The organism is Clostridium sp. BJN0013 (genome assembly GCF_040939125.1).
In the GTDB taxonomy this organism is placed as follows: domain Bacteria; phylum Bacillota; class Clostridia; order Clostridiales; family Clostridiaceae; genus Clostridium_B.
On the sequence record NZ_CP162495.1, the window covers coordinates 1,650,510 to 1,665,282 of the forward strand.

The following is a 14,773-nucleotide window of genomic DNA, read 5'->3' on the forward strand; positions in this document are numbered from 1 at the left end:
GTTATGTAACAAAAATATTAGGAATTAAACAGGAATTAAACAGGAATTAAAGTGGAATTAAAATATTGCCAAAATGTATTATAATAGTTATTGTGAGAACATCAGGGACTACACTGGTAGTAACTCATATACAAATTTCTCCCTTAAAATATACCTGTGGCTCCAGGGTTAAATGGAGCTCCAATTAATATGAAAATATGGCTAACGTAAGAAAAATTAGAGGAATTGAGCTTGTATAAATCTGTTATTTGTTTAAATATTGTTTTGATTGAAAGAGAAAATTTTGTATAACGTTGGCTACATTTGGTGTTTAAGGGGTCAAAAAAAGAAAAAATTAAACGAAAATTTAGATATGCGTATAAAAAGAAATTTGATGTAAGAGGGTGGTTAGATGAAAGATTTTATAAAACATATTCCAATATTTTTAGGATTGTGGCTTGGGTTAAGTATAATTTGTACTGTGATATTTTGTGTGATTGTTAATAAACTAAAGAAAAAACATGATAGAACAGATGATGAGCTTAATGAAAGGCGTAAAGAATTTAAAGGAAGATGGAATAAACATGGGAGATGAAATGCATGGAAGATAAAAACATAGAGAAAAATAACTTGTCTCCGGAAGTAATAAAAAGGCTAAAATCGATTTGAAGAGATAAATAGGAAGGTTGAACAACTGACAGGGTAAGGGGCAATATGCAGGATATTATTGAATTAAGATATTTTCAAGGGTATGGCAGGGAGAAGGCACTTAGTAAGTCTGAGTATCTTATTTTTATGTGTATATAGAAAATAGACCTGTTAAATCAGTGCTTATTTTATATTATTTACAAATAGTTATTACATAGGACATTGGATTGTAACAAATACCGTATATAATAAATATCGTAACAGATTATAAATTAGTTCCCCACATAAAATTTAAGCCTGTGTCTGTGGTTGCAGGGCACTTAAAACTCAAATGCAACCGCCAGAAGCTAGTATATTAAAATTGTATCCCTTCAAAATAATATTGTTAAAAGTAAGTACCCGTCACCTGGGTGCTTATTTTTATATCTTTTAACATATGCGTAATGATATCATAACAATTGGTGAATATAATATATTTAAAGGCAATACCCATAATTAAACATAGATAATTATTAATTATACTCATCAACTAAAACTTTTAATATCACACAAAGTACCAATATTATTTTGGTACTTATTTTTTTGTCTATATGAAAACCACCTGCTATGCAGGTGTGTTCAGAATAGCTTAAGCGGTGAACAAAAAACCTCACTTTGATAAAATAGAAGAGGTCTCGTCAACCAAATCTATAATCAAAGGAGGTTTGCCCTAAATGGACAGTAATAGTTTATCACATACTAAATGGAGATGTAAATATCATGTAGTATTTTCACCCAAATATAGAAGAAAAGAAATATATGGAGAAAAAAGAAAAGAGATAGGAAAAATATTAAGGAAACTTTGTGAATGGAAAGGTGTAGAAATAATAGAGGCGAATGCATGTGAAGATCATATACATATGCTTTTATCGATACCACCAAAGACAAGTGTTTCAAGTTTTATGGGATTCTTGAAGGGAAAAAGTAGTCTAATGATATTTGAGAGATTTTCAAATTTAAAATATAAATATGGAAATAGGCACTTTTGGTGCAGAGGATTCTATGTAGACACAGTTGGAAAAAATAAAAAAGCAATAGAAGAATATATAAGAAATCAACAGAAAGAAGATATGATCGCCGACCAAGTAAGTATGAAGGAATACATGGACCCTTTTAAGGGTAGCAAGTAACATAAATTGCGGCTGGCGAGATCTTTAAGATGCCTTGAGGCATAATGCTGGTAATGTGCCCTTATAGGGCTTAGGAAAAACCACCAGCTAAGCTGGTGGATATTTATTATTTCAAGGAGTTAATGGAATATTGTGGACTAATAGGGAAGTGAGAGGTATGAAGATAAGAGAAATCCTGAAAGAAAAGCTTGATCAAGATAAAAAATCAAATAAAGATAAACTAGGGAGAGGCGAATACCTCTCCTTTTCTGATATAGAAAGATTGATGAGGCATGAATGTTACAGGAGGGTCAAGGGTGCTGTTAGGAGGGCGAGGTAGAATAATTAAAATACAGCAGAGCTGTATGAATATTTAACAGCTCTACTTTTTAAGATTAGGCTTCTTCTGAAATAGGATTTTCAATAAGTGTAGCAAAAATTAAATTATGAGTGTGACCATCGTTTTCTGTAGTTGTTGCTCGCACAAAATGAACATGCCTTCCATTTCCAACATCTATTTGAAGTCCTGAGGTTGCTTCGAGTTCATGGAAATGATTTTCATAAAAATCTGTTCTTGCTTTAACTACATGAACATGTCCGCGTGTAACTCTAAGTGCCGGACCAGATACTCCGGCAAATCTATGATTATGAGGATCTTCCTCTAATTCAGCTAACATAGTGCTTCCTAAAAATTCATGGTCATGTGTTTGAATTCTATTACAACAAGACATAAGTCTTACCTCCTTAGCATTATAGTATGGTTGACGAATTTATTATGATACTTATAATTAATGAAATTTAGTAAAGGGATGAAACTATAATAAAGCTCTTTCTTCATCCCCAAAACAAAACGAATAGGCAGGTGGTGACAATGTAGAGATGCCGAGACAGAGAAGTCCGAACAGGGATAAAGCTAAACAAATGTACTTAGAATCGGGTAAAACACTATTATGTAAGAACATAGCAAAGATTTTAAATGTTTCTGAAAGTCAGGCTAGAAATTGGAAAGCCCAGGATAATTGGGACAATAAAAATAAAATTGCGCAATCAAACGGGAATAGTTGCGCAACTAAACGTAAAAAAGGCGGCCAACCCCAAAATAAGAATTCAAAAGGTCATGTGAGCAGCGTACCAAAAGGAAACAAAAATGCTGAATCCCATGGCTTTTTTTCTAAGATTTTTCCGCCCGAAACAATGGAGGTGGTGCAGGATATTATGGTTAAAGATCCATTGGATATGCTCTGGGAAAATATAATAATTCAGTATACGGCCATAGCAAGATCCCAGAGAATTATGGATGTTAAGAGTAAGGAAGAAATGATTAAGGAACTTAAAAAATCCAAGGTTAAGACTAAAGGTAGAAGTACAGAGAAAACTTTCACCAATGAATCAGAGAAAGAATTGGAATATGAGTTTCAATTTGCATGGGACAGGCAAGCCACATTTCTTAAAGCTCAATCAAGGGCAATGTCAGAATTAAGGAGTTTGATTAAGCAGCATGACGAGATGGTTCATAACAACCCAGATATGGCAACAGAAGAACAAAGGTTGAGGATGGAAAAACTTAGGACTGAGATAGAGAAGGTTAAAAATCCTGACGATAACAAGCCTATAGAAATAATGATAAAAAGAAAAAGTGTTGAATAATGCTTATAGAAAAAGAGGTAAATCCTAGTTTTGAAGACTTTATTTTTGATTGGAACCATAAATTCTATTTTTTAGTTGGAGGGTATGGAAGTTCTAAGAGTTATCATGTGGCATTGAAATTAATTCTAAAGTTGCTTAAAGAAAAAAGAACTGCATTAGTAGTAAGAGAGGTATTTGATACAATAAGAGACAGCTGCTATTCTCTTCTTGAGGAAATAGTAACAGACATGGGGCTTGATGATAGAATCAAATTTACAGCTTCACCAATGCAGGTTAGATTTCCTAATGGTTCTAAAATAATATTTAAAGGTATGGATAAACCTTCAAAGCTAAAGTCTATAAACAATGTTTCTATAGTATGGATTGAAGAATGTTCAGAGGTCAAATATGAGGGATTCAAAGAACTTCTAGGACGTCTAAGGCATCCAAGCTTATCATTGCATATGATACTTTCGACTAATCCTGTAAGCAAGGATAACTGGACATACAAGCACTTCTTTAAAAATGAAAAGAAGAAAATATTCATACTTGATGATGAGGAGCTTTACAAAAAAAGAATAGTTGTAAGAAATAACACTTATTATCATCACTCACTGGCAGATGATAATTTATTTTTACCTAAGAGTTATATAGAGCAGCTAGAAGAATTAAAAACTTATGATATTGATTTATACAGGATAGCCAGAAAAGGCAGATTCGGTATAAATGGTAGAAGGGTACTCCCACAATTTGAAGTTAGGCCACACTATGAAGTGCTTCAAGCTATAGGGAATATAAAAAATCCGATTAGGAGGGTTGGCTTTGACTTTGCGTTTGAAGATTCTTACAATGCTTTATTAAGGTTAGCTGTGGACGATAAAGAAAAGATACTTTATATTTACTGGGAATACTACAAAAATCAAATGACAGATGATAGAACTGCCATTGAAATAGCTGAATTTAAAGATACACAGGAACAAATCAATGCAGATTCAGCCGAACCCAAGACAATCAAATATTATAGACAGCAAGGTTTTAATATTAGAGGAGCTAAAAAGTTTCCAGGGTCCAGGCTGCAGAATACCAAGAAGGTTAAAAGATTTAAGAAAATTATATGTTCAGAGAATTGTACTAATACCGTAGATGAATTAAAGGACTTGACTTATGCTGTAGATAAAAATGGTGAAATTATAGAAGATGAATTTAACATAGATCCTCATACATTTAGTGCTATATGGTACGGATTAGATGGTTATGAGGTTGCTGATATTAAAGAACAAAAGTATGCAGATAGTGTTTATGAAAAAGGAAAAGGTGTAATTAAAAATACATCTGAAGATCCTTACAATAGGAGAGGAGGTGCAGTATTCTAGTGGAAAGTAGTGAAGAAAGACAAGTAAGGACAATAAGAGATACATTGTTAAATCTACCTGACAATGAGATAGTTGAGAGAAGAAAAGTAAGAAGGAATTATATCTTTTATAAGGGAAAATCCGTAGATTTTGAGAGAGCTAAAAATGATCCCATGTTATATGGTCAAAACTGGCCGACAGATGATAACTGTGATTATAAACCTACGCAGGATATAAGAAATAAGGTAAAGCCTCTTCTCAGGAAGCAGGCAAGATGGATGTTTGGGAAGGAACCTACCATAATATTTAAACCAGATGACTTTAAAGACAAAGACAAGTGTGAAGATCTAAGAAAATTCGTAGAGGATATTTTTGAAAATAATAACTTCTGGAATAATACAAGAAAGGCTTTTTTAGAATCTACGGTAAAAAAGAGGGTACTGCTTAGGGTAGAAGCTAATCCAGGACAACCTTTAGTGCTGAAGTATGAAACTATAGAAAATTTTTATTATAAAGAAAAGAATGGAGTTCTGTTAAAGGTTGTGTTCTTTGAAGAGGATGAACTTAATGTATACAGGGAAGCTGATACAGATAAAATTTATTACCTTCACACCTATTACTATAAAGTCAATGAGAATTCAAAAGAAAGGCAGGCGTGGTATAAGAAAGAAACCTATAAAAATACAGACCTGCAGGAAGGACTTACAATAGATATTGACACTGGATTTACTACTATACCCTGCTGGCTTATTAAAAATGGTGGGGAACTTAATGATTCTTTCGGAGAATCTGATGTTACTGAACTAGAAGATGCTCAAAACCAATATAACAGAAGAATATCGGATTTTGCAGATGCATTGAGGTTTCAACTATTTGGCTCAGAAGTTGTGATTGATGGTGATGAAGATGATGTAAATAAATTCACTATAGCTCCTAATGCACTACATGCAGTAAAAACCAGAGGTGAACTTGTAGAAAATGGGGGACAAGCTGCAGTTCAAAGAATGGAATACAATATAGGAAATTCTGATGCAATAGAATCTTACCTGGACAGGACAGAAAGGGATATGAATTTTGCACTGGATATGCCTAAGTTATCAGACTTGAATAATATACCCTCTGCTAAAGCTATGATTTATCTTTATAATGATTTGATAGCTAGGTGTGAGGAAAAGTGGAATGACTGGGAAAGGCCCTTATTAGCATTAATCAATTTTATTATTGAAGTGGCTCCAGTATGCTATAAAGGTATATTTAACTCTCAATGGTTGGGTATAAAGTATACGACCATCTTCAAGCATAATTACCCTCTCCCTTCTGATGATGATGAAAAGAAAAAGACTGCCATTTCAGAAGTTGAAGCTGATGTAAGGTCAAGAAAATCGTATATTAAAGAATTTAGTGACGAGGAAGATGATGAAAAAGCTTTCAATGAAATACTTGAGGAGAAAACACAATTGAGTAATGCAGAAGATTCATTTACTGAAGGATTGAATAGTGAATTAAACAATAATGTTGATAATAATTTGAGAACTGGTGAATAGTTATGAATGAATATGAAAAAAGAGTTCTCCAGGCAAGAAAAGAATTTATTGACCTGAATTTTCAGCAGGAAAAAGAACTTTTTAATATTTACAAGTATGCAGGGGATAAACTTATAGATGAAATTTTAAGTATGCCAGATTCCAGAACCAGGTATCATAAAATAGAACAATATAAAATAATCAATGAGTACAGAACAGAACTTTATTATAATCTCAATAAAACCATTGAAAATAATGTCCGGAAAAGTTCTGATATACAAAAAGGTGTACAGCTTAGCTTTGTAGACATGATTTCACCTGATGAAGCCACAAATAAAACTTTAAAGAGGACTATAACCAAGGTATCAAGTGATACTGTAAAGCAGCTTATAGCAGGTAATTATTATAAAGATGGAAAGACATTAAGTAAAAGATTATGGAACATAACTGGTGATAATGGCAGTAAAATTGACATGATTATAAAAGCCAATATAGCCAAAGGTGCCAATGTTAAAGAACTTGCTGCAGAGCTGGATAAATATATTAACCTTAAAAATCGTATTACTCCTAAGACCTTTGCTGATGGACTAGGCGGAGACAATATATCGTATCAAGCTAGAAGGTTAGCGAGGACCAGTATAACTCATGCACAGACTGAAACATTGATTCAAAATGCAATAAGGAATCCTTTCTGCAAGGAGCTTAAGTGGAATTTAAGTGCCAGTCATTTTTCACGTATGCATGGGAAAAGTGATATATGTGATTTTTATGATGGCAAGGTATTTAAACCTGAAAATTTACCACTGCAGCACCCAAATTGCCTATGTTATATGACAGAAGTTATTGAAGAACTTAATAAGTGCATTGAAACCATGAAAGACTGGGGTAAAGGTAAAGTTAGTCCTGAAATTAAATCTAATATAGATGAATGGGTTGATAGCAAAAAGTATCCCGGTATTCAAACTAAGAGTAATTATGATACTGATACCGGAACAATTGATATAAAAGTTCGTGGAGGGGAACCTACTACTAATTCTGACGAATTGGAGAAAATACAAAAGTATAAACCTCCACTAGCTAAAAGGCACAGGCTTCAATCCATAGGTAGAAATTCTAATCCAAAGGATAAGACCACAATAATACTTCCATATGTTGATTACAATAAAGATATTGAAGATATAAAGAAAGGATTGTATAATAAAGTAAATGATACCTTTAAAGTTAACGGAAGAGTATATGGTTATCATGGTGATAGATTTTATCCTATAAGTGGTGATGGTTTCATAACATTAGATAGGAATGAATATAAAATATTAATTAAGATGAAAACTGAAAGTAAAAACCCGAGACTTAGAGAATTTTTAATGAGAATGGGAGCTACAGAAGAAATAATCCAAAAAATATCAAACATTTTGAAGGCAGGTGAAGGGGATAATGGATAGTAGAGAACTTTTTAGTAAAAGAAAATTAGCAGATGATGAATTGATAAGAGCAGCAGTGAAAATATTAAAAGTTGAAACCAAAGATGTGTTAATAGTTAATGAAGTCAACGACTGGTTAAAAAGAGATAAGCAATCCATTGTTTTCGAGTATACCGGACTTCTTGATGAAGAAGATACAGATGATTATATTGGCTATTATTATTACAGCATATATTTTTATAAAGACGAATTTCTAAGTAGGTTAAAACAATTGGAAAAAGAATTTAATACAGAAATAATTGTTACGATTTAATAAGCACTTGCTAATTTAGAATAGTAGGTGCTTTTATTTTGCAAAAAGTGAGGAGGGAAAAAATGCATCACTACATTACAAAATATGAGGAAAATGGGAAAAGATATGCAGAGGCATGGATACAAATTAATATATTTAATTTATGTCTATGTATGTGGAAAAAGAAAATAGAGGTTTAATTACTTTGTAAAAAGTTAAGGAGTGGGAGCTAATGGATAAAGATAAAATAAATACCGAGTTAGACCAACAAATTGAAAATCTAGCATATTTAAAATCATTAGCAGATGAATATTTAGATAATCAAGAGATAAAGCCAATTGAGTATTTAAATATAGTTGCTGAACTGTATAAATTGAAATTTGATTTACTAAAAATTAAGTGGAAAGTTTAAAGGGATAAAGTTAATCATTTAATAGAGAAAAACAAGGAGGATTAAAATAATGCCAAAATTAAGTGAAATATTAGGAGAAGAAACTTTTAAAACTCTTCCAGAAGAGATTAAAAGTAAGTATAAGGATACTGATTTTGTAAATAGTTCTGACTATGTACCAAAATCTAAATTTGACCAGGTGGATAGTCAGGCTAAAGAATATAAGAAGCAGGTAGGGGACAGAGATAAGCAAATTTCTGATTTGAAAGAACAGTACAAGGACGTTGATGGCTTGAAAGAAAAGGTTACTGAACTAGAAACTGCCAATAAGACTCAAAAGGAAGAATATGAAAAGCAGCTAGGGGATATAGCTTTTAACAATGCTTTAGAAAAAGGCTTAGGAGCTTATAGTGTTAAGGATAAGAAGTTAGTTATGGCACTTATTGATAAGGATAAACTTAAGGTTGATGGGGATAACATCATAGGACTTAAGGAACAGATAGAACCACTTCAAAAATCCCATGAATATCTCTTTGAAAAAGAAATTAAGGGAACAGGTGCTTTTAGTACAGGTGGTGGAGATCCAAAACCGGGGGATGTAACTAATTTTGCAACAGAGTTAGGTAAGAAAAAAGCAGAGGTTTTAAAAGCAAAAGGATTACAAGATTTTGCTAAATAATAAAAAGGAGATGTGAAATATAATGAGGCAATCAAGTTATACATTAGGAGCAAAACAAAATAAATTGAGATTAATTGCAGGGGATCATTTTATATCGCTTCCATTAAAAATAAGAAAAGGTGACGTGAAAACACTCTTGGATTCCAATGAGGTACTATTAGCTGGAACTTTAATAACCGAAGATGGAAAGCTGGTAACTTCAACTACCACAACTACAGATGTATGGGGAGTGGTATACCAGGATGTGAGTTTCAAAGGGTCTATGTCACCCACAGCTAACGCAGATGATGCAACAGAAGTAGTACCGATATTTGTGCATGGAGCTCTATATGAATCAGCAGTCAAATTTAATGCAGATGATGCCATTAAGGCTGTAGAAAAAGCTGCACTAAAACTAATTATATTTGGAGAATAGAAGGAGGAATTTAGGACATGAACTTAAGTGATTATATAAACTCAAAAAACATTGCCCTTTATGTTAAAGAACTGCCTGCAGAAGCTACAGTTGATAAAGTATTGTTTCCGGCAAAGAAAGTTACTGGAACTAAACTTGAAATGGCCAAAGGTGCTAAGAAAAAAGCAGTTGCTTTAAGGATGAGTACTTTTGATGCTGCTACGAAAATGAGGGCATTAAGTGCAGACTTGACAGTAAAGTCAAGAGAAATACCTTTCTTTAAAGAGGGTATGGGAATTGACGAGACAACAAGGAGAGACTTACAGAATGCAATTGGTGCCAATAACGAAAACTTTGTAAATGCTTTGTTAGACCAGGTATTTGAAAACTATGCTAACTTAGTGGATGGAGCAAATATAAATGCCAAGAAAATGAGAGCCAGCGTGATTCAAAATGGAGTATTGAATTTTATCTCTAAAAATGGTGATATTGTAGTTGACTATGGAGTTCCTGAAAATCATAGAGAAGTATTAACTGCTGATGATAAATGGACAAATCCTGATGCTGATATAGTAGGAGATGTGAGAAGATTTCAAAAGGCCATAACGGATGATCATTATGCAAAACCAACAGTACTTTTGTTAACTGAAAAGACATTTGATAGTACATTTTTGGTTAATAATGTAATTACTAATCATATTAAGAATAGCAACTTAAATACTTCTTTGATTTTATCTCAGCAAGATTATATTAATTTTGCTAAAGAGAGACTGGGATTGACAGTGATTTTCTTGGAAGACACTACCTACATTCCAGAAGAAGGGGCGGAGGCAATCCCATACTATACAGACGGTAAAATTACCCTCATGAGTGGTACAACTCTTGGAAATACTGTCTACGGTACAACACCAGAGGAATTTGACAAGCAAAGTGGATCGTCTAAATTAGATACTTATATAGTTGATACAGGAATTGCAGTTACTACAATGGTTAAAGAAGACCCGGTAACTGTAGATACCAAGGTATCTGTAATGCCCATAGTTAGTTTTGACAGGGCAGATGAAGTATTCTTTGCAACAGTATATTAATTGGAGTAGTCCAAATAGGACTGCTCTTTAATTTTTATTAAGAAAGGATGGTCAAGAGATGGCTAAGAAAGATGCAAATACAACAGAAAGAACATTTAAGGCGAAAGCAAGGCAGTTCATTAAATATGGTGGGGAACATTTAAAAGAAGGAGAAGAATTTGAAGTAAAGGAATCAGACATAGAGGAACTAAGCAAATATGCAGATATAGAAATTCCGAAAGAAGCTGAAACGCCTCCAGTTACTCCGCCTAATGGAGAAGGGGAAAATGCAGGGACAGAGGCAGGTGTATAATTATGGCTTTTGTTCCTTTAGACATATTGAAAGTAAATCTTAATGAAAGTCAGTATCCAGTGTTTACGGATGAAGAACTGCAAAATTTACTTGAAGTAAATGACAATAATGTCCTTAAGGCCAGCTGGAGGGGCTGTTTAATGAAAGCAAATATGGAAAGTAAAATAGTGGTGGGACCTGTAACAATAGAAAATGCAGATCCCGACTATTGGAATAACCTAGCTTCCATATATCAGGCTGATTATTTAGAAGAACAATCTAAGCTTAATCCAATTGTAAATACAGGATATAAAACTTCAATGAGAAGGGCAGATGGCTGCTGATGACTAGGATAAATCCTAATAAAATTATAAATGCAATCAATAAGGCCATAGCAGTAAATCCAACTGTTATAACTTATACTAAGACTAGCAATGAAGAAGTTGACGGTGCTTTTGTAGATGATGAGCCGGTTGAGAAAACCATAACAGTGCTAATTTATATTGGCACTACAAGTAATTCGGTAAATATCAATATAAATTCAGGAATCCAGGGAACTTCTTATATAAGCAGATACAAAATGATTGCTGACAAGGATGCAGAATTGGATGTTACGCCTAAACAATCCATTGAATTTACAAGTAATGGCGATAAATTCAAGGTAAAGGCTGCATATCCTATAATAATCAGTGATACAATCTGCGGTTATGAGTGTGATTTGGAACGTATAGATTAAAATATCTTAAGGTGTGATTATATGGGATTCAAAGTGAATGATTTTATAGAACATAAATTAAATGGGATGTATGGGCTGATTGACAATAAAATAAAACCCATGCTGGTTAATGAGGTCAAGTCGAACGCCTACTGGAAAGACAGAAGTGGAGATGCAAGAAGGGGTATAAGAGGTAGTGTGGAAGGCTCAGGGAGAAAATATACTTTATCTTTGATTCCAAGTGAAGAATATGGAGAATGGTTGGAAGAAGGTACTGGAATATATGGACCTACAGGAAAGCCTATAGTGCCTGTAAATAAGAAAATATTAAGTTGGGTTGATGAAGATGGAAACAGACATTTCGCTAAGCTTGTAAAGGGAATAAAACCTATGCCTGTTTTAGAGGATACCCTTAAAAACAATAAAGACAATATAGCAAATAAAATAATTAAATACTGGAGTGAATAGATTATGGGAGGATTGATTGTATGCGTGAAAGTCCAGTTAAAAATCAGGAAGAGCTAAAACTGGCTGATATAGAAATAGAATATGACATTGATAAGTGGTCAGGGAAAATAGTTATAGACGGTGTTGATTACTCAAAAAAAGTAAAAAGTATTGAAGTTTTAATGAATGCACGAGATATACCCATGGTGAAAGTTGAATTCTATGCAGAGAATTTGAAAATAAAAACTAAAGCAAAGGTAGAAAAGCAATGCGTGACGGAATAAGAAAAAAACTTACTGATAGTATCCCGGAACTTAAGAAATGCTGTGAACCCAATGTTCCGACAAAAGATACTCCAAAACCTTATGCAGTAGTATTACAGGGTGATGATACCGACAATGGAGAGGTAGTTGGATTCAAAAGAACCATAGAAGTATGGTTGTATGAAGAGAGGACTACTTTTAAGAATCTGGATTCATTAAGTGACAAAGTGATAAAAGCATTGGACATGCAGGTTATAGAGGATTCCAAGACAAATGAAACATTTACTTGCATCTTTGATGGTACTATAGGGCAGGATACTGTGGATTTAGAGTGGGATGCTATTGCAAGAGGTCTTAGGTTTAATGTTATAGCTCTTCATGAGGAAAGTGAATCTTATATAGATCCATGGATTGAAGCTGTATCTAATTATATAAACACTATTATAGATTTCCCAGTATATCCGAATTACTGGATAAAAAATTTTGCGGTACCTTCTGTATTATGCAGGGTACTTAAAAGTGATTTATCCCCTGCTACACTTGGAGCTAACAGGGTTATGAAGACTATAAGATGCCATTTTGTGAGCAGAGATAAAAGTATGGCCAATAAATTTATTGATGCTGTAGAAAGTCAATTAATCCAGGACACTAAGATACCTTTGGATATAGCAGACAGAAGATACTTAACCATAAGTAGCATAAGAGAAGACAGAGAAGCAGACCCATTTACAATGGGTCAACTCAGTGTGGATCTTTTCAGGTTAGAAAATATTAAGAAAAAAAATATTCCTGTCATGAATAAAATTTATGGCAGGGGTTCGATAAAGACCAGCTAGTAAAAGTCAATAGTTAATTTAAAAAATTTATTTACTAAATTTAAGAGCAAAAAAGAGCATGGCAAACAAACCATAAAAAAATACGAACTATGGCAAATTTTTACTAAAACTAAATTGGAAATAATTTATCCAATTTGGACCATAATTAATTTGTCTAAGTGGTTAAGAAACTGATCTTGAAAAATTAGTAACATACATTTGGTTGTGCAGTTTTGGTTCACGAATTTCATAAGGCTTTTGATCTCTAAGAACTGCAAATATGTACTTTACAAGTTTGTGCATAATTGCACAAAGAGCAACTTTCTTCTTCTTACCATTTAAGTTTTTATTGCGATACTGGTAAAGAACACTGTTAATTGGTTTACCAGTTTTGGATTTTCTTATTGATGCAAGAGCAGCAGCATAAAGTGCTCTTCTACCAAAGCGTGTACCACGCTTGGACATTTTATTTTGGTCACTATTAAATTTCCCGGATTGACTAACTGAAGGGTCAATTCCAAAGAAAGCAACCATTTCTTTTGGATGCTTGAACCTTGTAGGATCGCCTATTTCACTCATTATGGTTACAGCTGTAATAAAGCCTATACCTTTGAAAGAAAGAAGCAATGCTATGTTGTTCTTAAATGAAGCAGGTGTTGAGTCATTTTTAACTGCTGATTCTATTTCATTTACTAGAGTTTCAATTTGTTCATTAATGATGTTTAAAAGCTTTATATTTATGCCTATAGTTACTTTAAAGGAATTATTGGTTATTCCTATTTGTACAGCACTTAGTGCAGCGTTTAAAAGTTTGTTATATGTGTTTGTACACCAGTCAATTGATTTACAAGAATTTTCCTTTAGTAAAGCAATTAAATCATCTTTTGGTGCATCAACAATTGCTTTAGGGGATGAAAATTTACTTAAAACTGCTAATGAAGTAACACCAGCTACGTCAGAAAAAACATTATGATATCCAGGAAAAAACGTTCTAAGATCAGAAGATAACTTTTTCTTGAACTGGGAACGGTTATCTATAAGGCTGTAGTAATCACGACAAAGTGATCTTACAGCAAATATTGGGATATCTAAATAATCAGACATTTTTATATTTTGAAATTTTGCTATGTTTGCAATAGTTAAGGCATCCATTTTATCATTTTTCACTTTTCTTATTCCTAAATTTTTGTTACTATTAGTAATAAGAGGATTTATAACGAAAGTTTCTAATTCGTTATTCTTTAGGAAGTGGAAAAGAGTTAAATGGTAAACACCAGTTGATTCCATGAAAAGTGATGGTTTCATGGAGAACTCTTTTTCCACTTTTCTCATTTCTTTGAGAAGATAAGAGAAACCATCAGAAGTGTGCATTATCTTGAAAGCCTTTCTATAAACTGCTCCATCAGGGGCTAGTATTGCAACCATAGAATAATCAGCAGAAACATCGATACCTACTACAGGTAAATTAAAAAATTTTGACATTGTAAATATCTCCTTTTCATATATTTTTGAAGATAGAACAGAGTATCCATACCTAACAGTGAGCTAACAACCTCGTTTGTGACACGAGTAATTCTTCCGCAAGGGAAGAAACTCAACCAGCTAAACATCTAATCTCACTGATGGAATGATACGCTTTTTCACGGGTATAGGAACTCCGAAGGAGTCCTCCCAGGAGGAATACATCTAACCTCTATTCAGAAGATATTATACAATGATTT

At 33.2% G+C, this 14,773-nt stretch carries 20 protein-coding genes; 18 read left to right on the forward strand and 2 right to left on the reverse strand.

All coding sequences use genetic code 11. The annotated features are described in order from the left end of the window. Positions 1-391: 391 nt before the first annotated feature. The 3 genes from AB3K27_RS08455 (at position 392) to AB3K27_RS08465 (ending at position 2,115) form a co-directional block, all read left to right on the forward strand. Positions 392-574, forward strand: coding sequence for a hypothetical protein (locus tag AB3K27_RS08455; protein ID WP_368490766.1), 183 nt, complete (start codon positions 392-394; stop codon positions 572-574). A gap of 766 nt (positions 575-1,340) precedes the next feature. Beyond that, complete coding sequence (gene tnpA, locus AB3K27_RS08460; RefSeq protein WP_368487531.1) at positions 1,341-1,796, forward strand: IS200/IS605 family transposase; 456 nt, start codon at positions 1,341-1,343, stop codon at positions 1,794-1,796. Positions 1,797-1,953: 157 nt separating this feature from the next. Further along, on the forward strand, positions 1,954-2,115 hold the full coding sequence (locus AB3K27_RS08465; protein WP_368490767.1) for a hypothetical protein: 162 nt from the start codon (positions 1,954-1,956) through the stop codon (positions 2,113-2,115). Between the two features lie 55 nt (positions 2,116-2,170). Here the strand turns inward: AB3K27_RS08465 and AB3K27_RS08470 are convergent, their stop codons facing one another. Further along, a complete protein-coding gene (locus tag AB3K27_RS08470; RefSeq protein ID WP_368490768.1) occupies positions 2,171-2,506 on the reverse strand; it encodes a YmaF family protein in 336 nt (111 codons plus the stop codon). Between the two features lie 148 nt (positions 2,507-2,654). On the opposite strand from AB3K27_RS08470, the gene terS reads away from it, so the two are divergent. The 15 genes from terS to AB3K27_RS08545 all read left to right on the forward strand — a co-directional run bounded on the left by terS (position 2,655) and on the right by AB3K27_RS08545 (position 13,073). After that, entirely contained in the window at positions 2,655-3,422 is a 768-nt protein-coding gene (terS, locus tag AB3K27_RS08475; protein ID WP_368490769.1) for a phage terminase small subunit, read from the forward strand. Continuing rightward, positions 3,422-4,774: a PBSX family phage terminase large subunit gene (locus AB3K27_RS08480; RefSeq protein WP_368490770.1), complete on the forward strand. Its 1,353-nt coding sequence runs from the start codon at positions 3,422-3,424 to the stop codon at positions 4,772-4,774. The genes terS and AB3K27_RS08480 overlap by 1 nt, the downstream gene beginning before the upstream one ends. Beyond that, a complete protein-coding gene (locus tag AB3K27_RS08485; protein WP_368490771.1) occupies positions 4,774-6,297 on the forward strand; it encodes a phage portal protein in 1,524 nt (507 codons plus the stop codon). The genes AB3K27_RS08480 and AB3K27_RS08485 overlap by 1 nt, the downstream gene beginning before the upstream one ends. A gap of 2 nt (positions 6,298-6,299) precedes the next feature. Next, entirely contained in the window at positions 6,300-7,718 is a 1,419-nt protein-coding gene (locus AB3K27_RS08490) for a hypothetical protein (protein WP_368490772.1), read from the forward strand. Next, the gene (locus tag AB3K27_RS08495) at positions 7,711-8,010 is read left to right on the forward strand and encodes a hypothetical protein (protein WP_368490773.1); all 300 of its coding nucleotides are present in this window, start codon (positions 7,711-7,713) and stop codon (positions 8,008-8,010) included. The genes AB3K27_RS08490 and AB3K27_RS08495 overlap by 8 nt, the downstream gene beginning before the upstream one ends. Before the next feature lie 211 nt (positions 8,011-8,221). Further along, positions 8,222-8,401, forward strand: coding sequence for a hypothetical protein (locus AB3K27_RS08500; protein WP_368490774.1), 180 nt, complete (start codon positions 8,222-8,224; stop codon positions 8,399-8,401). A 49-nt stretch (positions 8,402-8,450) separates the two neighbouring features. Continuing rightward, a complete protein-coding gene (locus tag AB3K27_RS08505) occupies positions 8,451-9,059 on the forward strand; it encodes a phage scaffolding protein (RefSeq protein ID WP_368490775.1) in 609 nt (202 codons plus the stop codon). 22 nt (positions 9,060-9,081) lie between these two features. Continuing rightward, a complete protein-coding gene (locus tag AB3K27_RS08510; RefSeq protein ID WP_368490776.1) occupies positions 9,082-9,474 on the forward strand; it encodes a hypothetical protein in 393 nt (130 codons plus the stop codon). 17 nt (positions 9,475-9,491) lie between these two features. Further along, positions 9,492-10,541 (forward strand): major capsid protein, encoded by a 1,050-nt coding sequence (locus AB3K27_RS08515; RefSeq protein ID WP_012103607.1) that lies wholly within the window; start codon positions 9,492-9,494, stop codon positions 10,539-10,541. A gap of 58 nt (positions 10,542-10,599) precedes the next feature. Then, positions 10,600-10,833, forward strand: a complete 234-nt coding sequence (locus AB3K27_RS08520; RefSeq protein ID WP_368490777.1) for a hypothetical protein — start codon at positions 10,600-10,602, stop codon at positions 10,831-10,833. A 2-nt stretch (positions 10,834-10,835) separates the two neighbouring features. Beyond that, the gene (locus AB3K27_RS08525; RefSeq protein ID WP_368490778.1) at positions 10,836-11,156 is read left to right on the forward strand and encodes a hypothetical protein; all 321 of its coding nucleotides are present in this window, start codon (positions 10,836-10,838) and stop codon (positions 11,154-11,156) included. Next, complete coding sequence (locus AB3K27_RS08530; protein WP_368490779.1) at positions 11,156-11,548, forward strand: hypothetical protein; 393 nt, start codon at positions 11,156-11,158, stop codon at positions 11,546-11,548. The genes AB3K27_RS08525 and AB3K27_RS08530 overlap by 1 nt, the downstream gene beginning before the upstream one ends. A 21-nt stretch (positions 11,549-11,569) precedes the next feature. After that, entirely contained in the window at positions 11,570-11,995 is a 426-nt protein-coding gene (locus AB3K27_RS08535) for a hypothetical protein (RefSeq protein ID WP_368490780.1), read from the forward strand. 20 nt (positions 11,996-12,015) lie between these two features. Further along, the gene (locus AB3K27_RS08540; RefSeq protein WP_368490781.1) at positions 12,016-12,258 is read left to right on the forward strand and encodes a hypothetical protein; all 243 of its coding nucleotides are present in this window, start codon (positions 12,016-12,018) and stop codon (positions 12,256-12,258) included. Next, complete coding sequence (locus tag AB3K27_RS08545; RefSeq protein WP_368490782.1) at positions 12,243-13,073, forward strand: hypothetical protein; 831 nt, start codon at positions 12,243-12,245, stop codon at positions 13,071-13,073. The genes AB3K27_RS08540 and AB3K27_RS08545 overlap by 16 nt, the downstream gene beginning before the upstream one ends. Before the next feature lie 162 nt (positions 13,074-13,235). Here the strand turns inward: AB3K27_RS08545 and AB3K27_RS08550 are convergent, their stop codons facing one another. Then, positions 13,236-14,534 (reverse strand): IS110 family transposase, encoded by a 1,299-nt coding sequence (locus AB3K27_RS08550; protein ID WP_368487541.1) that lies wholly within the window; start codon positions 14,532-14,534, stop codon positions 13,236-13,238. Positions 14,535-14,773 lie beyond the last annotated feature (239 nt).